This window comes from Ramlibacter sp., from assembly GCF_035655895.1.
Taxonomy (GTDB): Bacteria; Pseudomonadota; Gammaproteobacteria; order Burkholderiales; family Burkholderiaceae_C; genus Ramlibacter.
In genome coordinates, this window is sequence record NZ_DASRTN010000006.1 from 872,801 (window position 1) to 891,316 (window position 18,516).

Genomic DNA, 18,516 nt, shown 5'->3' on the forward strand with positions numbered 1-18,516 from the left:
GGAGCCGGGCCACCTTTAGAATCGCCGCGATGTCGTACCTCGTGCTCGCCCGCAAGTACCGGCCGAAGACCTTCACCGAGATGGTCGGCCAGGAGCACGTGGTGCAGGCCCTGTCCAACGCGCTGACGCAGCAGCGGCTGCACCACGCCTACCTGTTCACCGGCACCCGCGGCGTGGGCAAGACCACGGTGTCGCGCGTGCTGGCCAAGTCCCTCAACTGCCAGGGCCCGGACGGGCAGGGCGGCATCACCGCCGCGCCGTGCGGGGTGTGCCAGGCGTGCACCGACATCGACGGCGGCCGCTTCGTGGACTACACCGAGCTCGACGCGGCCTCCAACCGCGGCGTCGACGAGGTGCAGTCGCTGCTCGAGCAGGCGGTCTACAAGCCGGTGCAGGGCCGCTTCAAGGTCTTCATGATCGACGAGGTGCACATGCTCACCGGGCATGCGTTCAACGCGATGCTTAAGACGCTGGAGGAGCCGCCCGAGTACCTCAAGTTCGTGCTGGCCACCACCGATCCGCAGAAGGTGCCGGTCACGGTGCTCTCGCGCTGCCTGCAGTTCAATCTGCGGCCGATGGCACCCGAGACGGTGCAGGAGCACCTGGCCCACGTGCTGCAGGCCGAGTCGATCGAGGCCGATCCGCTGGCGCTGCGCCTGATCGCACGCGCCGCGCGCGGCTCCATGCGCGATGCGCTGTCGCTCACCGACCAGGCCATCGCGTTCGGCGGCGGCAGCCTGCAGGAGGCGGCGGTCCGCCAGATGCTCGGCAGCGTCGACCGCAGCCATGTGTTCCGGCTGGTCGACGCGCTGGCGGCGGGCGATGGCCGCACGGTGGTCGAGGTCTCCGAACAGCTGCGCCTGCACGGCCTGAGCGCCGGCGGCGCCCTGGAGGAGATGGCCGCGGTGCTGCAGCGCATGGCGGTCGTGCAGGCCGTCCCGGGCGCTGCCGATGCGGCCGACCCGGACGCGGCCGAGATCGCGCGGCTGGCAGGTCTGCTGCCGATGGACGAGACGCAGCTGCTCTACACCATGTGCCTGCACGGCCGTGCCGAGCTCGGCCTGGCGCCCGACGAGTACGCGGCGCTCACCATGGTGCTGCTGCGCCTGCTCGCCTTCCAGGCGGGCCCGCGGGCTGACGCCCCCGCGGAAAAAAAAACTCTGAACGCGCCGGCGCGGCCGGCTGAGCCGCGTCCGGCCGCCTCGCCATCCGCGCCTGGGCCGGCGGCAACCATGCCCACCGTGGCGTCCTCTGCAGGGGCGCCTGCAGGGGCCGCGCCGCCGCGCGGCACTGCGCCTTCGGCCCAGCCGCTGGCGCAGCAGCCGGTGCGCACCGTCGCACCCGCGGCGCCCGCGGCACCCCAGCGGCCCGCCGAAGCCCCGGCTGCCGCGCGACCGCAGCAGGCCGGAGTGGCCGGCGCGCTGCCGCCGGGCCAGGTGCTCCCGGTGGTCGATCCGCCCGCGGTTCGTCCGGCGTCTGGCGCCGCGGGGCGGGAACGGCCGTCCGGCGACGTGCTGGGCGTGCCGGTGCGGGTGCAGCCCGAGTCGGCGCGCGAGGCCGCGGCATCGCCCGCCGCCAGCTTCGTGCCGAGCGAGGAGGGCGACTTCTGGCACGCCACCGTGCAGCAGCTGGTGGCGGCCGAAGCGGTCACGGCGCTGGTGCGCGAGCTGGCCCTGCAATCCCAGCTGGTGGCGCGCGACACCGGCCACTGGCTGCTGCGGGTGGAGCGCGAATCGCTCAACCAGCCGGCCACGCGCGAGCGCCTGCAGAACGCGCTGCGCGCCGCCGGCCACGAGGTGAGCCTGGGGGTGGAGATCGGCGCGGTGAACGACAGCCCGGCGCGGCGCAACGCCGCCGCCGCCGCGCAGCGGCAGCGCGCCGCCGAGGAAGTGATCCACAACGACCCGTTCGTGCAGCAGATGATGCGGGACTTTGGCGCGAGAATCGTGCCCGGAAGCATCAAGCCCGTTTGAGGCGGCCCAGCCGCCGCGCAAGGAAAAGGATTTCGACATGTTCAACAAGGGACAGCTGGCCGGCCTGATGAAGCAGGCCCAGGCCATGCAGGACAACCTGAAGAAGGCCCAGGAAGAGCTCGCCCTCATCGAGGTGACGGGTGAGTCGGGCGCCGGCCTGGTCAAGGTCACCATGACCTGCAAGCACGACGTCAAGCGCGTGGTCATCGACCCCAGCCTGCTGGCCGATGACAAGGACATGCTGGAGGACCTGGTCGCCGCCGCCTTCAATGCCGCCGTGCGCAAGGCCGAGGACACCTCCCAGGAGAAGATGGGCAAGCTCACGGCCGGCATGCCGGGCCTGCCGGGCGGGATGAAATTCCCCTTCTGACGTCCGCCCCGGCCGCGGCTGCGGCCCGCCGTCCCCACCCACCGGTGCCTGCCGCAGCCAGCGGCCGCATGGCGCCGGCGACCGTTTCCGAGCCATGGCCGACGCCTCCCTCAACGCACTGATCGAAGCGCTGCGCCGGCTGCCCGGCGTCGGGGCGAAGTCCGCCTCGCGGATGGCGTTCCACCTGCTGCAGCACGATCGCGAAGGCGCCCAGCTGCTGGCCCAGGCATTGCAGCAGGCCGCCACCCGCACCCGGCACTGCAGCATGTGCCACACCTTCACCGAGGACGAGGTGTGCGGCACCTGCCGCGATCCGCAGCGCGACGCCACCAAGCTGTGCGTGGTGGAGACGCCGGCCGACCAGGCCGCGCTGGAGCGCACCGCGGCGTACCGCGGGCGCTACTTCGTGCTCATGGGCAAGCTCAGTCCGCTCGACGGCATCGGCCCGCGCGACATCGGCCTGGGCAAGCTGTTCGAGCGCGCCACCGACGACGTGGTCCAGGAGGTGATCCTGGCCACCAACTTCACCGCCGAGGGCGAGGCCACGGCCCACGTGATCGGCGAGGCACTCAAGCAGCGCGGGCTCAAGGTCACGCGCCTGGCACGCGGCGTTCCCGCCGGCAGCGAACTCGAATACGTGGACCTCGGTACCATCGCGCACGCGCTGGTCGACCGGCGCTGACCGATCACGACAACAACGACAAGGATTCTCCGAGGATGGGACCGACCCGATTCACCGTCGCCTACTGGTGCGTGCTGCTCGCCGCGCTGCTCCCCTACGCCTGCGCGTACCTGGCCAAGGCCGGCGGCTTCGGCAAGCCGCGCCGGGAGGGCGGCTATGACAACCACGAGCCGCGCGCCTGGCTGGGCCGGCTGACCGATTGGCGAGGCCGTGCCAACGCGGCGCAGGCCAACAGCTTCGAGGCGCTGCCGTTCTTCATCGGCGCCGTGATCATCGCCCACCAGCTGGCCGCGCCGCAGACGCGCCTGGACATCCTGGCGGTGCTGTTCGTGACGTTGCGCGTCATCTACATCGCCATGTATGTCGCCGGGCTGCCCACCGTGCGCTCCGCGATCTGGGCCGCGGCCTTCCTGGCCAACGTCGCGATCCTGCTGTCGGCGCTGCACTGAGCGTCACGCCGCGCGCGTGTTCCGGGCCCGCGCGCGGCCGTTCGGCTTTTTACGTGGAAACCCGCACGGGATCGTCCTGATGCGGGCGCGGGTCTTGCTCACTACCCTTGGGCAAAACAAGTCAGAGAGGGTTTCCCGAGAATGAACAAGCACTCCTTCACCCGGCGCGGCTTCGCATTGGCGACCGGCGCCGCGGCGGCCGTGCTGGCCGTGCCGTCGCTGCGCGCGCAGCCACGGCTCGAAAGGACCAAGGTCTCCATCGCCGTGGGTGGCAAGGCGGCGTTCTACTACCTCCCGCTCACCATCTCCGAGCAGCTGGGGTACTTCAAGGCCGAGGGCCTGGATGTCGAGATCTCCGATTTCGCCGGCGGCGCGCGTGCCCTGCAGGCGCTGGTGGGCGGATCGGCCGACATCGTGAGCGGCGCCTACGAGCACACGATCAACATGCAGAGCAAGAACCAGTTCATCAGCTCGTTCGTGCTCCAGGGCCGCGCCCCGCAGATCGCGATGGGCGTGTCGACCCGGGCGATGCCGCACTACCGCTCGCTGGCCGACCTCAAGGGCAAGAAGATCGGCGTGTCGGCGCCGGGCTCGTCGACCAACATGGTGGCCAACCTGGTGCTCTCGCGCGCCGGCATCAAGGCCGGGGACGTCAGCTACGTGGGGGTGGGCACCGCCGCCGGCGCGCTGGCGGCGCTGCGCTCGGGCCAGCTGGACGCGATGAGCAACACCGACCCGGTGATGACCATGCTCGAGCAGAAGGGCGACGTCAAGATCATCAGCGACACCCGCACGCTCAAGGGCACCCACGAGGTGTTCGGCGGCCCGATGCCCGCGGCGTGCCTGTACACGCACACCGAGTTCGTGCAGAAGAACCCGAACACCTGCCAGGCGCTGGCCAACGCCATCGTCCACGGCCTCAAGTGGCTGCAGACCGCCGGCCCGAGCGACATCATCAAGACCGTGCCCGACGGCTACCTGCTGGGCGACCGCGCGCTCTACCTGGCGTCCTTCAACAAGGTGCGCGAGGCGATCTCGCTGGACGGCATGGTCCCCGACGACGGCGCCCGCACGGCGCTGCGTGCGCTGGCCAGCTTCGAGCCGAGCGTCAAGCCCGAGAAGATCGACCTGGCCCGCACCTTCACCAACGAGTTCGCGCGTCGCGCGAAAGAGAAGTTCAAGGCCTGAGGCGCGGTCGCGCAGCATGAGCGACCACGCCCTCGAGCTTCTCGACATCACCGTCACCTTCCGCGCCAAGGACGATCCCGGCCAGCGCTACACCGCGGTGGGCGGCACCACGCTGCGCGTCGGGGCCGGCGAGTTCGTCTCCGTGGTGGGCCCCACCGGCTGCGGCAAGTCGACCCTGCTGAACGTCGGCGCGGGGCTGCTGCCGGCCTCGTCCGGGCAGGTGCGGGTGTTCGGGCAGCCGCTGCAAGGCCTGAACCGCCGCGCCGGCTACATGTTCCAGAGCGACGCGCTCATGCCCTGGCGCAGCGCGCTCGACAACGTCCTGGTGGGGCTGCAGTACCGCGGCGTGGCGCCGCAGGACGCCCGGGAGCAGGCGCGTGGCTGGCTGGCCCGCGTCGGCCTGGCCGGCTTCGAGGACCGCTATCCGCACCAGCTCTCGGGCGGCATGCGCAAGCGCGCCGCGCTGGCCCAGGTGCTCGCGCTGGATCCCGACATCATCCTGATGGACGAGCCGTTCTCCGCGCTCGACATCCAGACGCGCCAGCTCATGGAGAACGAAGTGCTGGCGCTCTGGGCGGCCCGGCGCAAGGCGGTGCTGTTCATCACGCACGACCTCGACGAGGCCATCGCGATGAGCGACCGCGTCGTCGTGCTCTCCGCCGGGCCGGCCACGCGGCCGATCGGCGAGTTCGCGATCGACCTGCCGCGCCCGCGCGACGTGGCCGAGGTGCGCCACCGGCCGCGCTTCGTGGAACTGCACACCCGCATCTGGAATGTCCTGCGCGACGAGGTCCTCAAGGGCTATGCGCAGCAGCTGGAGAAGGCAGCCTGATGTGGGCGCGCCTGCGTCCGACCGAGCGCAACCTGCGCGCCTGGCAGGTGGGCGTGCTGGTGCTGGTGCTGCTGCTGTGGCACCTGCTCTCGCGCAACCAGCAGACGGCGTTCTTCATCGGCGAGCCGGTGCAGGTGCTGGGCCGCATCTGGTCCTGGTTCCTGCCGGTCGGCGTGCCGCCCAGTGCACTGTTCCCCGAGGGCCTGCCAGGCCGCGCCGACATCTACGTGCACCTGGGCGTCACCTTGCTCGAGACCGTGCTCGCCTTCGGCGCCGGCACGGTGCTGGGCCTGGCGGTGGGCCTGTGGCTGGCGCTGGCGCCGACGGCCAGCGCGATCCTCGAGCCCTACATCAAGGCGGCCAATTCCATGCCGCGGGTCATCCTGGCGCCGATCTTCGCGCTGTGGTTCGGCCTCGGGATCTGGAGCAAGGTCGCGCTGGCGGTGACGCTGGTGTTCTTCATCGTCTTCTTCAACGTCTACCAGGGCGTCAAGGAGGTCAGCCCGGTGGTGCTGGCCAATGCCCGCATGCTGGGCGCCAGCCAGCGGCAGCTGCTGCGCACCGTCTACCTGCCCAGCGCGACCAGCTGGGTGTTCTCCAGCCTGCACACCTCGGTGGGCCTGGCGTTCGTGGGCGCGGTGGTCGGCGAGTACCTCGGATCGGCACGCGGCGTGGGCTACCTGATCCTGCAGGCCGAGGGCACCTTCGACGTGAACACCGTGTTCGCGGGCATCGTAGTGCTCACCGCGTTCGCCCTCGTGATCGACGGCCTGGTGGGGCGGATCGAACGGCGGCTGATGAAATGGCAGCCGCGCCAGGGAGAAACTGAGAAACTCTGATCCGGACGCGGCGGCGGAGGGGCCGCCGCGCCATGACCCGACCAGCGGTCGCGACAAGGCCGGCCGCGGACGAGGAGGAGAAGAGTCCATGAGAGGGAGTTCCATCGGCAGCGACCTGGCCAAGGTGCTGCTGTATGCCGTGCTGGCGCTGTTCACGATTCCAGCCCTGACCTACGGGTTCGTGCGCCATGTGCAGTCGGTCCAGGACCGCGACTACCTGCGGACGGTCGAGGACCGGCTGCTGGCCGGCAAGCTGTCGTCCGACGAGCCGCAGCAGGTCCTGGAGGGGTTCCGTCGCCACCCGTTGTCGTCCATCTGCGACGACGGCCATCCCGAGGCCCGGACGCTGCGCCAGGCGGCCTGCGCCACCTGGGCGCCGGTGTGGCAGTTCGACCTCGCCCGCAAGGCCTCGCTCTGGACGCTCGTGCTGGGCGCGGCCATCCTGGCGGGCGTCGGGGCCCTCGGCGCTCTGGCGTTCCTCAGCCGGTCGGCGCAGCTGTGGAGCCTGGTGGCCGGCTGGCGGCTGCTGATGCTCGGGAGCGCCGCCGAAGTCGCGCTGCAGGGCGCGATGTGCCTCTGGCTGTCCTACTGGGTGACCGCCTTCTTCTTCCACAAGTACTTCGTCAAGCTGGTGCTGCTGGCCGCGGTGTTCGTGCTGCTGGGGATCGGGATGGTCGTGATGGGCATCTTCCGGCGCCCGCGGCTGGACAACGAGGTGGTCGGCGAGCCCGTGGGCCAGGCCGACGCCCCGCGCCTGTGGCGGCGGGTGCAGGAGATCGCGCGCCGCATGAAGACGGCGCCGCCCGACCACATCGTCGCCGGCATCGACGCCAACTTCTTCGTCACCGAAGCCGGCCTTCGCGTCGGGGGCAAGGAGCTCAAGGGCCGCTGCCTGTACGTGAGCATCCCGCTGCTGAAGGTGCTCGACCGATCGCAGGCCGACGCGGTGCTGGGCCACGAGCTGGCGCACTTCCGCGGCGGCGACACGCGCGCCAGCGCCCAGCTGGGCCCGCGCCTGGTGCAGTTTGACCACTACGTCGACGCGATGGCCGGGGGCGGCCTGACCCGCCTGGTGTGGCCGTTCATGCAGCTGTACCGGCTGATCCTGCAGGTGGCGCTGTCGCGCGACAGCCGCGAGCGCGAGTTCAAGGCCGACCGCACGGCGGCCCGGCTGGTGTCGCCGCAGGCGGTGGTGGAGGCGCTGGTCAAGGTGATGGCGTACTCGCACTACCGCGGCGTGATCGAGAGCAGCCTGTTCGACAGCCGCAAGAAGCTCCAGGGGCGGCTCGGGCTGGCCGAGAGCGTGGCTGGCGGCCTGCACCGCTACGCCAGCTCGGACGACTTCGTGGACGACATGCACGCGGCGCACGTGCCGCATCCGTTCGACAGCCATCCGCCGCTGGTGCAACGCATGCAGAACGTCGGCTTCCACCTCGACCCCGACGCGTACGGCAAGACCGTGAGCGCGCCGCCCCATGGCAGCTGGGCCGACGACATCGCCAGCGGCGACGCCATCGAGCAGCGGCTGTGGTCCGCCTACGAGGCGGCGTTCGCCCAGCAGCACGAGCTGTCGCTGGCCTACCGCTACTGGCCGCGCAACGAGGACGAGCTGGCCGTCGTGCTCAAGTACTTCCCGCCGGTCACCTTCGCGCTCAAGAAGGGCGGGATCGAGGTGAACCACCGTGGCATCGCGCCGGACGGCGAACCCGAGCTGCCCTGGGACGACGTGAAGGACCTGCAATACCAGGAGAGTTCCTTCGGCGACAGCCTGACCGTGACGCTGAACGACAAGGGCATGGTCGGCCACAAGACGCGCAAGCTGGGCCTGTCGGGGCTGGGCAAGCAGAAGGACGCCTTCAACGCCGCCGTCGCGCAGTACTGGCACCGCCACCAGGTCTCGCGCGGCCGGGACTGAGGGCCGGGCGCGCCGCACGGAGCGGTCGCCGCTGACAAGCGGGCGCCGCCCGGGCGCTTAGGATCGCGATCCGCATGGCTGCCACTTCCCGGGACCTGACTGCCGCCGGCCACCCGACCAGCTTCGGGGCCCTGTTCACGGCCGTGATGCTGCCGATGTTCATGGCGGCGGTGGACCAGACCCTGCTGGCCGCGGCCACCCCGCGCATCGCGCGCGACCTCGGCGGCCTCTCGAACACCTCCTGGATCGCGGTGGGTTACCTGCTGGCGGCCACCATCACCGCCCCGCTGTACGGCCGGATGGGCGACCGCTACGGCCGGCGCAACGTGCTGCTGGTGGCGCTGGGCATCTTCATCGCGGGGTCGCTGGCCTGCGCGATGGCCTCGTCCATGCTCGGCCTGATCGGCGCGCGGCTGCTGCAGGGTCTGGGCGGCGGCGGGCTGATGGTGCTGTCGCAGGCGCTCATCGGGGAGCTGGTCGCGCCGGCCGAGCGCCCGCGCTACCAGGGCTACTTCGCTGCCGTGTTCACCGTGTCCAGCGTGGGCGGGCCGGTGGTCGGCGGCTTCGTGGTCAACCATGGCGACTGGCGCTGGCTGTTCCTGGCCAACCTGCCGCTGGGCCTGCTGGCCGTCTGGCGCGTGATGAGCCTGCCGCCGCCGGCGCGCTCGGCCAGCCGGAATGCGCCGTTCGATCCCTGGGGCGTGCTGCTGTTCACGCTGTGCGCCGCCAGCGCGCTGCTGTGGCTCAGCCTGGTCGGGCATCGCTTCGACCTGCTGTCGCAGCCGAGCGCTGCGCTCGCGGGGCTGGCGCTGGCGGCCGGCGCGGTGCTGGCCTGGCAGCAGCGCCGCCATCCGTTCCCGTTCCTGCCGCTGGACGTGCTGCGCGTGCCCGGCATCGCCTGGGTCTGCCTGTCCATCCTCGGGTTCTCCGGCACCATGTTCGCGCTGGTCTTCCTGCTGCCGATCTGGCTGCAGGTCGGGCAGAACACCAGCGCGGCTGGCGCCGGGCTGCAGCTGCTGCCCCTGACGGTGGGCATGGTGGTGGGCTCGACCCTGAACGCGCGCTACAGCGCCCGGACGCAGCGCAGCGGCGTGCTGCCGCCCTGGGGCCTGGGCACGGCCGCGGTCGCGCTGGCGGCGCTGGCGCTGTTGCCGCCCTCGCACCTGCTGATCTCGATCGCCTCGGCCCTGTGCGGTGTCGGCTTCGGCACGGTCATGCCGAGCGCGCAGATCGCCACCCAGATGCTGGCCGGACGCGAGCGGCTGGGCGCGGCGTCCGCCCTGCTGTCGCTGACCCGCTCGACCGGGGCGTCGGTGGGCACCGCGGCGTTCGGCGGCCTGGCGTTCGCCCTGCTGAACGTCCGGCCGGTGGGCCGGGAAGGCGCCACGCTGCCGCTGGACACCTTGTCGCCGGCGGCCGTGACGCATGCCTTCCACATCGTCTTCGGCGTGCTCGCGGTGTATGCGGCGCTCGCCGCCGTCGCGGCGGCGCGGGCGCCGCGCATGAGCCTGCGCAGCCAGCCGCCCGCGGCCGACGCTCCCGCCTGACGAACTTGCCCGGCAGGCCTCAGGCCGCGGCGGCGAGCAGCTGTTGCACGGCCTGGCGGGCCTGCCGGCCCAGTGCCGGGACGTCGACGCCGGGCAGGCGGCCGCGGCGCACGACCTCCCGGCCGCCGACCAGCAGTGCCTCGAGCGTCGCGCGGCCGCCGCTGGCCACGGGGCCGATCGCGGGGTCGTGCAGACCGAAGTAGCGCGGGTCGTCGTCGAGCCGGTACACGGCGAGGTCGGCGGCCTGGCCGGACGCCAGCGTGCCGATCGCCGGCAGGCCCAGCACCCGGGCGCCGCCCGCCGTGCCCCAGCGCACCACGTCCTCGACCGTCGCCGCGGCGGCGGCCTCGGCCTCGCCCTGGCCGCCCCGGTGCACGGCCACCGCGGCCTCGCCGGCGCGGGCCCGCTGCATGAGCCAGGCCGCGTGCGTCTCCGACAGCATGTCGGCCGCCTCGTTGGAGGCCGCGCCGTCGACGCCGATCGACACCGGAACGCCCGCCGCCTCCAGCGCGCGCACCGGGGCGATGCCGCTGCCCAGGCGCCCGTTGCTCTGGGGGCAGTGCGCGATGCCGGTGCCGGTGGCCCCCAGCAATGCGATCTCGTCGTCGTCGAGCTTGACCAGATGGGCGAACCACACGTCGTTGCCCACCCAGCCGACGTCCTGGCAGAAGTGCACCGGCTTGCGTCGGTGCTGCCCGTGCACCGCGTCGTGGTAGGCCACCGTCTCCGACAGGTGCGAGTGCATCCGCAGACCGAGCTGGCGGGCGAGTGCCGCCGTCTCGCGCAGCTCGTCGGGCCGCATCGAATGCGGGGGCGTCGTCGGCGCGACCACGACGCGCTGCATGGCGTCCGGCGCGCGGTCATGGAAGCGGGCGGCCAGCCGTTCGATGTCGGCGAGGTAGCCGTCCAGCGTCTCCGGGCGCAGCGGGGGCGGCAGGTCGGCGGACGCCATCCGCGACAGCGTGCCGCCGCCGCGGCACAGCACGAAGCGCAGGCCGAGCGCCTGCGCCTCCTCGAACAGCACGGCCGAGCTGTCGAACGGCATGTGCGGCCAGTAGTGGTAGTTGTGGTCGGCCACCGTGCCGCAGCCCGACAGCGCGAGTTCCACCAGCCCGATGCGCGCGGCGGTGCGGAACATGCCCTCGTCCAGATGCGGGCGCAGCCGCCAGGGCGTGGCGGCCAGCCAGGGTGACAAGGTGGCGTTCAGGCCCAGCGGATCGCCCTTGAGCAGCGACTGGAACAGGTGGTGGTGCGTGTTGACCCAGGCCGGGTAGACCACGCAGTCGGTGGCATCCAGCTGCGACTCGCCGGGTTCGGGCGCGAGGGTGCCCATGGCCTCGATGCGGCCGTCGCGGATGCGGATGTCGGGACCGCGGTGGCGTGCCTCGGCACCGGACAGCCCGGTGAGGATCGCGGCGGCGTTGCGGATCAGGAGGTTCATGCGGCGGGTGCGATGGGGATGGTGCGTGCCTGGTGGGAGCCGCGGTGCACTTCCTCCTCGCCGTGCGCGCGCAGCAGCGCCAGCAGCTGCTTGCGGATGACCAGGCCGGGCTTGTCGGAGGCCATGTGGAACTCGGCGCGGCGGCTGGTGTCGACGCAGGCGTCCGGATCGGTGGCTTCGAGGATGTCGCGGTCCTCGGCCGTGATCTGCGCGTCCCAGTCGATCAGCTCCTGCGTGCTGCACTCGGCCTCGGTGTCGTTCCGGTACAGCCACTGCACGAGCATCATGCGGTCGTCGTCGATCGGCGTCGCGCAGTTGTAGATGATGTGCGCACGGCCGCTCGCCGGGTAGGTGCAGCCGAAGCGCCGGCTGAATGGCAGGAAGTAGCGGTTGACCAGGTGCCGGTTGGTGACCGGGTCCGCGGTGCCCGTGATGCGGTGGCTCTGCTCGGGGTTGCGGACCGGCACCAGCGTCTCGGCTTCGAAGCCGTACTCGGTCTCGGTGAAGGTGTAGGGCGCCGGCTTGGGGTTCTCCAGGATCCCGAAGTTGGCCTTGTGCACGTACGAGAAGTGCGAGTTGTCGAACGAGTTCTCCATCATGCGCAGCGGCGAGGTCTTCCACTCCTCGTAGAACTGGAAGATGCGGCGGAAGCCCGGCGCGCCGTCCTCCGGGAAGTGCGGGATCGGCCGCAGCGGGTCGTCGAGCGCGACCCACACGTAGCCGTACTTCTCCTGCGCGCGGTAGGCCGAGACCTTCGCGCCGGCCGGGATGGCGAGGTCGGGCTGCTGCGGGATGCGCACGCAGGTGCCGGTGCAGTCGTAGGTCCAGCCGTGGTAGCCGCACACCAGGTTGCCGTTCTCGACGAAGCCCTTGGAGAGCTTCGCAGTGCGGTGGCAGCAGCGGTCGCGCACCGCGGCCGGAGTGCCATCGGCCTGCTTCCAGAGCACGATGTCCTCGCCCATCAGGCGGAACGGCCTGGGGCCGTCGTCCAGCATCGAGATGGGCATGAGCGCGTACCAGAAGCGGCGCAGGACGTTCTGTCGGGTGGTCAGCATGGCGCTTGTTCCTTCGGTTGCGGCGACGCGGCCGGCCAGCCGTGCACCTCGGTCTCGCCGTGGGCGCGCAGCAGCTCCAGCAGCCGCCGGCGCATGATCATCCCGGGCCGGTCGCTGAGCATGGCCTGCTCGTCGCGGCGGGCGACGTCGACCGGCGCATCCGCCTCGACCGACTCCAGGATCGCGCGGTCCTCCAGCACCACCCGGGTGTCCCACTCGTTCAGCAGGGCCGCCGGGCAGTCGGCTTCCGTGTCGTTGCGGTACAGCCACTGGATCAGCCGGATCCGGTGGTCGTCGATCGGGGTGGCGCAGGTGAAGATGGTGTGGCGGATGCCGCTCGGGTACACCAGCCCCAGCTTGCGCAGGAAGGGCAGGTGCCACTGGTTGGAGAACTGCCTGCGGGTCGTGGGCTCGGTGCTGCCGGTGATGCGGTGCGACTCGGGAGGATTGTTGATGGGGATGACCATCGACGCCTCGAAGCCGTAGCCGGTCTCGGTGATCGAGAAGTTCTCGGGCTTGTGCTGGTCGCCCTGGCCGAACGTGCCCTTGTGCACGAAGGCGAAGTGCGCCGCGTCGAACGAGTTCTCCATCAGCCGCAGCGCCCCGGTGGACCAGGTCTCGTCGAACTGGTGGATGCGGCGGTCGCCCCGCGCCTCCTCCTCGGCTTCGGGCAGCGGCGCGAGCGGCTCGCCCAGGCACACCCAGGCATAGCCGAACTTCGCCTGGCAGCGGTAGGCGGGCACGCGGGCGCCCGCGGGGATGGCCAGCTCCGGCTGCTGCGGAATGCGCACGCAGGCACCGCTGCAGTCGTAGGTCCAGCCGTGGTAGCCGCAGACGATGTGGTCGCCGTCGACGAAACCCTTCGAGAGCTTGGCGGTGCGGTGGCAGCAGCGGTCGCGCACGGCGGCCGGCGTGCCGTCGGCCTGCCTCCACAGGACGATGTCCTCGCCCAGCAGGGTGAACGGCTGCGGGCCCGCGTCGAGGCGGTCCAGCGGCATCACGGCGTACCAGAAGCGCCGCAGCACCGGTTGCTTGGTCACGAGCATGGAAGGTGCTCCTTCCGGCTCAGGGCATGATCCTCAGGTCCTTCACGAACTGTGTCGTGTAGGCCTGCTGCCAGTTGGCGATGGGCTTGATCTGCCCGCTGCCGACCATCAGGTCGTAGGTCTGCTTCCATCGGGCGTCCGTCATCGTGCCCACGCCCAGCTTCGCCGCATCGCCGGAGCCCAGGAAGTTGATCTCCTTCATGCGCCTGACGCCGTAGGCGATCAGGTCATCCTCCATCTTCGGGTTCTCCTGCCTGATCAGCGCGTTGCCGGGCGCCGGGTCGGCCAGGTAGCTCTTGTAGCCCTCGATGGTGGCCCTGACGAAGCGCTGCACGACATCGGGCCTGTCGCGCACGATCTTCTGGGTGGTGACGATGGTGTTGCCGTAGGGCGGATAGCCGTCGTCGGCGAACAGGAAGAACTTGACCTTCTGGCCGGCCTTCTCGGCGAGGTAGGTCTCGGAGGTCGGGAACCCCTGCTGCACCACGTTCCGGTCGGCGAAGAACGGCTGCATGCTGAAGCTGTAGGGACGCGCCTGCTCGTCCTTGTAGCCGTACTTGGCCTTCAGCCACGGCCACCAGGTGCTGCGGCCGCTGGTGGCCATCAGCACCGGCTTGTCCTTGAGGTCACCCAGGCCGCTGACGTCGGGGTGGGTCACCATGCCCTGCGGCTCCTTCTGGAACAGCGCGGCGACGGTGACGAGTGGCACGCCTTGCTCGATGGCGGCGAGGGTCTGGAAGTCCTTGCCCATGATGAAGTCCGCCTGGCCGGCGGCGATCAGCTGCACGGCATTGACCTGCGGCCCGCCCATCTTGACGGTGACGTCCAGCCCGTGCTTCTTGTAGAGGCCGGTGGCGATCGCCTGGTAGTAGCCGCCGTGCTCGGCCTGGGCATACCAGGAGGTGAGGATGGTGACCTTGTCCTGGGCATGGGCCACGGTGGCGGCCGTGGCCAGGGCAAGGCCGGTGACGAGGGGTCCGAATCGCATCAGATTTCTCCGGTCATGTTGTGAACACACTGCACCTGCAAGGTGCACGGCGGGACGACGTCCCCGCCACCAGAGCAATGACCCACGGCATCGCGCCGCTGCCAGCTTCTACTCTGCAAAGGGTCTCGCAAAGGGCGTGCCAGCGGCGGCGGCCGCGCGTGTGCGTGCAACCGCTGCCGCTAGACCGGCGCGCCGCCGCCCCAGGCGCGGACCTTGCCGGGGTTGAGGAGGTTGTGCGGATCGAAGCGCTGCTTCATCGCCTCGGCGCCATCGACCAGCGTGCCCTGGGCACGGCCGTCCTCGACGATGAAGACATGCGGGTCGTTGATGCGCACGCCGTTGTCGCGGTAGAGGCGCATGATCTCCTGCAGCCGCTCCTCGCTGGTGAAGCGCACCAAGGGCAGGGCGGTGCAGGTCATGTGGCCGTCGATGTTGCGGATGAACTCCACGTGCATCAGGACCTCGCCCCGCAGCAGTGCATCGATGCGGCGCACCTGCTCGAGGTGCTGGCCGGCAGTGAAGGCGCTCTGCAGGTAGGTCAGCGTCCTGTCGACCTTCAGCGCGTTCAGCGTGGTGTGGTTCCAGGTGAATTCGAGCAGGGTGCGGTTGCCCGCGCGCACCTCTTCGGCACTGCGCCGGTAGCTGACGCGGCCGCCGAACTGGGCCGCCGTCTCCTGCAAGGCAGGTTCGCTCGCCGGTGCCACGGCGACGATCGCGGCGTGGCAGCCGGCCGGGAGGTGATCGGCCAGCTGCCGCAGCAGGTCGGGGATGGGCGCGGACAGCACGCACAGCTCGCGCTTGACGATGCCGGCGGCCCGTGAGACCGCATCGCCGAAGCCGAGCGCGGCCTCGAACGTGTCGAACACCACGATCTGCTCGGTCCAGTCGTGGCACGGTGCCAGCGCGATCTCCAGCTCGAGCACCAGGCCATTGGTGCCCCACATGTGGTGCAGCTGCATTGCCTCGCTGCCGCGCAGCTCCACCAGCCGGGGCTCCTCCTCGAACGTGATGGCCTTGGCGCCCAGCACGTTGCCCCGCGAGGCGAGCGGGCCGTGGTTGATGGAGCCGATGCCGCCGAAGCCGCCGCCGAACAGGCCGCCGAGCGTGGCGCTGCGCCAGGTGCTGGGCAGGCAGCGCAGTTCCCAGCCGAGCGGGCGGGTGGCCTTCTCCAGGTCGGACAGCCGGATGCCTGCCTGCGCGCGCGCGACGCCGTCGCGGGCCCACAGGAAGGCGTTGTAGCCGCTCATGTCCAGCACCACGCCGCCCTGCAGCGGGGTCGACTGCCCGTAGTTGCCGGTGCCGCTCCCGCGGACCGTCACCGGCACGCGCAGCCGCGCGCACGACGCCAGCAGGCGGCGGATCTCGTCCTCGCTGCGCGGACGCACCACGGCCTGCGCGCGCTTGTCCTCGAGCTGGCGTTTGAGGACCGGGCTGAACCAGGAGAAGTCCTGCGACAGCCGCGCGATGCGGCCTTCGTCGGTGATCCAGTCCAGGTCGGACAGTTCGGCGTGCAGGTGTTCGATGGGGTGGACGGGGGCGTTCATGCGGATCCGGGACAGGGACTGCTTCAGTCGCGGGACAGTTCGCTGGCGTGCCAGGAGCCCAGGGCGAGCTTGGACAGCCAGGCCATCAGGACGAACAGGGCGACGCCGGTCAGGGAGATCAGGAGCAGCGCGGCGAACATGCGGGGGATGTTCAGCTGGTAGCCCGCCATCAGGATCTGGTAGGCCAGGCCGGTGGCCGCGCCCCCGGTGCCGGCGACGAACTCGGCAACCACGGCGCCGATCAGCGCCAGCCCGCTGGAGATGCGCAGGCCGCCGAAGAAGTACGGCAGGGCGCTGGGCACCCGCAGGCGCACCAGGGTCTGCAGGCGGCCGGCGCGGTTCAGCGCGAAGTAGCTTTGCAGGTCGGGGTCGACGCTGCGCAGGCCCAGCGTCGTGTTGCTGATGATCGGGAACAGCGCCACCAGCGCGGCGCACAGCACCAGCGACGCCGTGGGGTTCTTCACCCAGATGATGATCAGCGGCGCCACCGCGACGATCGGCGTGACCTGCAGCAGCACCGCGTAGGGGAACAGCGCCGTCTCGATGGCGCGGCTCTGGACGAACACGAACGAGATCAGCACGCCGACCAGCGTGGCGACGGCGAACGACAGCACGGTGATCTTCAAGGTGACCAGCAGCGCGCCGAACAGCGCCGCCCAGTCCGTCACCAGGGTCTGCAGCATCAGCACCGGGGAGGGCACCAGGTAGGGCGGCAGCTTGAGGCCGCTCACCAGGGCCTGCCAGCCGCCCAGCAGCACGACCGCGACGAGAGCGGGGTAGAGCAGGCGCTGGGCCCGCAACGTCGGTCCGTTCATCACAGGGCCTCCTCGGTGTCCTGGCTGGCGCGCAGGAGGCTGTCCTGCAGCTGGCGGGCGTACTGGGCGAAGCGCGGCGTGACCATGAAGTCCGGCGTGCGCGGATAGGGCTCGTCGATGGTGATCTCCTCGACGATGCGGCCCGGACGGGCCGCCATCATCACCACGCGGGTCGACAGGAACACCGCCTCGTGGATGGAGTGGGTGACGAAGATGACGGTGAGCTTCTTCTCGCGCCACAGCGACAGCAGCTCGGCATCGAGCTTGTGGCGGGTGATCTCGTCGAGCGCGCCGAACGGCTCGTCCATCAGCAGCAGCTGCGGCTGCACCACCAGGCTGCGCGCGATCGACACGCGCATCTGCATGCCGCCGGACAGGTTGCGCGGCAGGGCGGCGGCGAACCTGGCCAGGCCGACCAGCGCGAGCGCGTCCTGCACCCGCTGCTCGGCCTGCGCGCGCGGCACGCCTGCCAGGTCGAGCGGCAGGCGCACGTTGGCCGCCACCGTCGCCCAGGGCATGAGCGTGGGCGACTGGAACACGAACGCCATGCGGCGACCCGTCTCGTCCAGCTGCTGGACCGGCTTGCGCCAGAGCAGCAGCCGGCCGTCGGTGGGCGGCAGCAGGCCGGCGACCATCTTCAGCAGCGTGCTCTTGCCGCATCCGGACGGGCCGAGCAGGGTGATGAACTCGCCTTCCTGCACGGTGAGCTCCACCGGCTGCAGCGCGATGGTGCCGTTCGGGTAGGTCTTGTGCGCCGACAGGACCTCCAGCGCCGGCATCGGCGGCTCGGCCCCGGAGGCTGCGGCCCGCAGGGCTTCGGGCGACGGTTCGCGCATCAAGGCAGCACCTTCGCGGTCTTGACCCAGTCGAGCCGGAAGGCGTCCTCGAACTTCAGTTTGGTGCCGTCGATCAGCTTGTTGTCGACCAGGAACGCGTGGTTCTGCCTGGCGCGCGCCTCGTTGATGACGCCGATGCCCGCGCTCCTGGCGTCGCCCGAGGTGATGATGCCCATCTCCTTGAGCTTGCCGACGCTGTAGGCGATCTGTTCGTCGGTCATGTTCGGGTTGTCCTTGCGGATCAGTGCGGCGCCCGGCGCCGGGTCGGCCAGGAAACTTTTCCAGCCCTCCATCGTCGCCTTCACGAAGTTCTCGATGACCTTGGGCCGGCTCTTGACCGTCTCCTCCATGCAGGACACGGTGGTGGCGTACGAGCTCCAGCCGTGATCGGCGAACAGGTGCGTGTTGGCCTTCACGCCGGCCTTCTGGATCGCGAACGGCTCGGACGTGAGGTAGCCCTGCTGCACCGTGTTCCTGTCGGCGACGAACGGCTGGATGTTGAAGGTGTACGGACGCGTCTGTTCGTCCTTGAGGCCGTACCGGCTCTTGAGCCACAGCCAGTACCCGCGCTGCGCGGACGGGGCGATGAGGATGGTCTTGTCCTTCATCTCCTCGAAGCTCCTGACGTTGTCGTGCGAGATCAGCACTTGCGGGTCCTTCTGGAAGACCGCCGCCACGGTGACCACCGGCAGGCCGCCCGCGCGCGCCACCATCATCTGCATGTCGCTGGAGCCCATGATGCAGTCGGCCTGCCCCGCCGCCATCAGCTGCAGCGTGTTGACCTGCGGCCCGCCCATCTTGATGGTGACGTCGAGGCCATGCTTCTTGTACAGGCCCGTGGCCACCGCCTGGTAGAAGCCGCCATGCTCGGCCTGCGCATACCAGTTGGTCATGTAGGTGAGCTTGTCCTGCGCCTGCGCCGCCGCGCAGGTGGCGAGGCCGAGGGCGGTGGCAAGCAGGGTGCGGGCGATCGGGGTCATGGGACTCCTCCAGGGA

Annotated in this window: 17 protein-coding genes; 9 read left to right on the plus strand and 8 right to left on the minus strand. The window is 70.6% G+C overall.

The features are described from left to right. Window positions 1-29: 29 nt before the first annotated feature. The 9 genes from dnaX to VFE82_RS07220 all read left to right on the plus strand — a co-directional run bounded on the left by dnaX (window position 30) and on the right by VFE82_RS07220 (window position 9,795). A complete protein-coding gene (dnaX, locus tag VFE82_RS07180; protein WP_324999569.1) occupies window positions 30-1,973 on the plus strand; it encodes a DNA polymerase III subunit gamma/tau in 1,944 nt (647 codons plus the stop codon). 37 nt (window positions 1,974-2,010) lie between these two features. Further along, window positions 2,011-2,343: a YbaB/EbfC family nucleoid-associated protein gene (locus VFE82_RS07185; protein ID WP_324999570.1), complete on the plus strand. Its 333-nt coding sequence runs from the start codon at window positions 2,011-2,013 to the stop codon at window positions 2,341-2,343. A 94-nt stretch (window positions 2,344-2,437) separates the two neighbouring features. Then, on the plus strand, window positions 2,438-3,025 hold the full coding sequence (gene recR / locus VFE82_RS07190) for a recombination mediator RecR (RefSeq protein WP_324999571.1): 588 nt from the start codon (window positions 2,438-2,440) through the stop codon (window positions 3,023-3,025). A 35-nt stretch (window positions 3,026-3,060) separates the two neighbouring features. Further along, complete coding sequence (locus tag VFE82_RS07195; protein ID WP_324999572.1) at window positions 3,061-3,474, plus strand: MAPEG family protein; 414 nt, start codon at window positions 3,061-3,063, stop codon at window positions 3,472-3,474. 141 nt (window positions 3,475-3,615) lie between these two features. Further along, entirely contained in the window at window positions 3,616-4,662 is a 1,047-nt protein-coding gene (locus VFE82_RS07200; RefSeq protein ID WP_324999573.1) for an ABC transporter substrate-binding protein, read from the plus strand. A gap of 16 nt (window positions 4,663-4,678) precedes the next feature. Next, the gene (locus tag VFE82_RS07205) at window positions 4,679-5,494 is read left to right on the plus strand and encodes an ABC transporter ATP-binding protein (protein WP_324999574.1); all 816 of its coding nucleotides are present in this window, start codon (window positions 4,679-4,681) and stop codon (window positions 5,492-5,494) included. Continuing rightward, a complete protein-coding gene (locus VFE82_RS07210) occupies window positions 5,494-6,333 on the plus strand; it encodes an ABC transporter permease (RefSeq protein ID WP_324999575.1) in 840 nt (279 codons plus the stop codon). The genes VFE82_RS07205 and VFE82_RS07210 overlap by 1 nt, the downstream gene beginning before the upstream one ends. Window positions 6,334-6,421: 88 nt before the next feature. Continuing rightward, window positions 6,422-8,248 (plus strand): M48 family metallopeptidase, encoded by a 1,827-nt coding sequence (locus VFE82_RS07215; protein WP_324999576.1) that lies wholly within the window; start codon window positions 6,422-6,424, stop codon window positions 8,246-8,248. Between the two features lie 74 nt (window positions 8,249-8,322). After that, window positions 8,323-9,795 (plus strand): MFS transporter, encoded by a 1,473-nt coding sequence (locus VFE82_RS07220; RefSeq protein ID WP_324999577.1) that lies wholly within the window; start codon window positions 8,323-8,325, stop codon window positions 9,793-9,795. 19 nt (window positions 9,796-9,814) lie between these two features. Here the strand turns inward: VFE82_RS07220 and VFE82_RS07225 are convergent, their stop codons facing one another. The 8 genes from VFE82_RS07225 to VFE82_RS07260 form a co-directional block, all read right to left on the minus strand. Beyond that, on the minus strand, window positions 9,815-11,236 hold the full coding sequence (locus VFE82_RS07225) for an amidohydrolase family protein (protein ID WP_324999578.1): 1,422 nt from the start codon (window positions 11,234-11,236) through the stop codon (window positions 9,815-9,817). After that, the gene (locus VFE82_RS07230; RefSeq protein WP_324999579.1) at window positions 11,233-12,291 is read right to left on the minus strand and encodes an aromatic ring-hydroxylating dioxygenase subunit alpha; all 1,059 of its coding nucleotides are present in this window, start codon (window positions 12,289-12,291) and stop codon (window positions 11,233-11,235) included. The genes VFE82_RS07225 and VFE82_RS07230 overlap by 4 nt, the downstream gene beginning before the upstream one ends. Beyond that, the gene (locus VFE82_RS07235; RefSeq protein WP_324999580.1) at window positions 12,285-13,337 is read right to left on the minus strand and encodes an aromatic ring-hydroxylating dioxygenase subunit alpha; all 1,053 of its coding nucleotides are present in this window, start codon (window positions 13,335-13,337) and stop codon (window positions 12,285-12,287) included. Before VFE82_RS07235 ends, VFE82_RS07230 begins: the two co-directional genes overlap by 7 nt. A gap of 19 nt (window positions 13,338-13,356) precedes the next feature. Beyond that, window positions 13,357-14,325, minus strand: coding sequence for an ABC transporter substrate-binding protein (locus VFE82_RS07240; RefSeq protein ID WP_324999581.1), 969 nt, complete (start codon window positions 14,323-14,325; stop codon window positions 13,357-13,359). A gap of 179 nt (window positions 14,326-14,504) precedes the next feature. Continuing rightward, window positions 14,505-15,869 (minus strand): FAD-binding oxidoreductase, encoded by a 1,365-nt coding sequence (locus VFE82_RS07245; protein WP_324999582.1) that lies wholly within the window; start codon window positions 15,867-15,869, stop codon window positions 14,505-14,507. 23 nt (window positions 15,870-15,892) lie between these two features. Then, on the minus strand, window positions 15,893-16,684 hold the full coding sequence (locus VFE82_RS07250; protein WP_324999583.1) for an ABC transporter permease: 792 nt from the start codon (window positions 16,682-16,684) through the stop codon (window positions 15,893-15,895). Continuing rightward, window positions 16,684-17,520: an ABC transporter ATP-binding protein gene (locus tag VFE82_RS07255; protein WP_324999584.1), complete on the minus strand. Its 837-nt coding sequence runs from the start codon at window positions 17,518-17,520 to the stop codon at window positions 16,684-16,686. The genes VFE82_RS07250 and VFE82_RS07255 overlap by 1 nt, the downstream gene beginning before the upstream one ends. Continuing rightward, window positions 17,520-18,500 carry an ABC transporter substrate-binding protein gene (locus VFE82_RS07260; RefSeq protein WP_324999585.1) on the minus strand — a complete coding sequence of 327 codons (981 nt, stop codon included), beginning with the start codon at window positions 18,498-18,500 and terminating at the stop codon, window positions 17,520-17,522. Before VFE82_RS07260 ends, VFE82_RS07255 begins: the two co-directional genes overlap by 1 nt. Window positions 18,501-18,516: the final 16 nt, after the last annotated feature.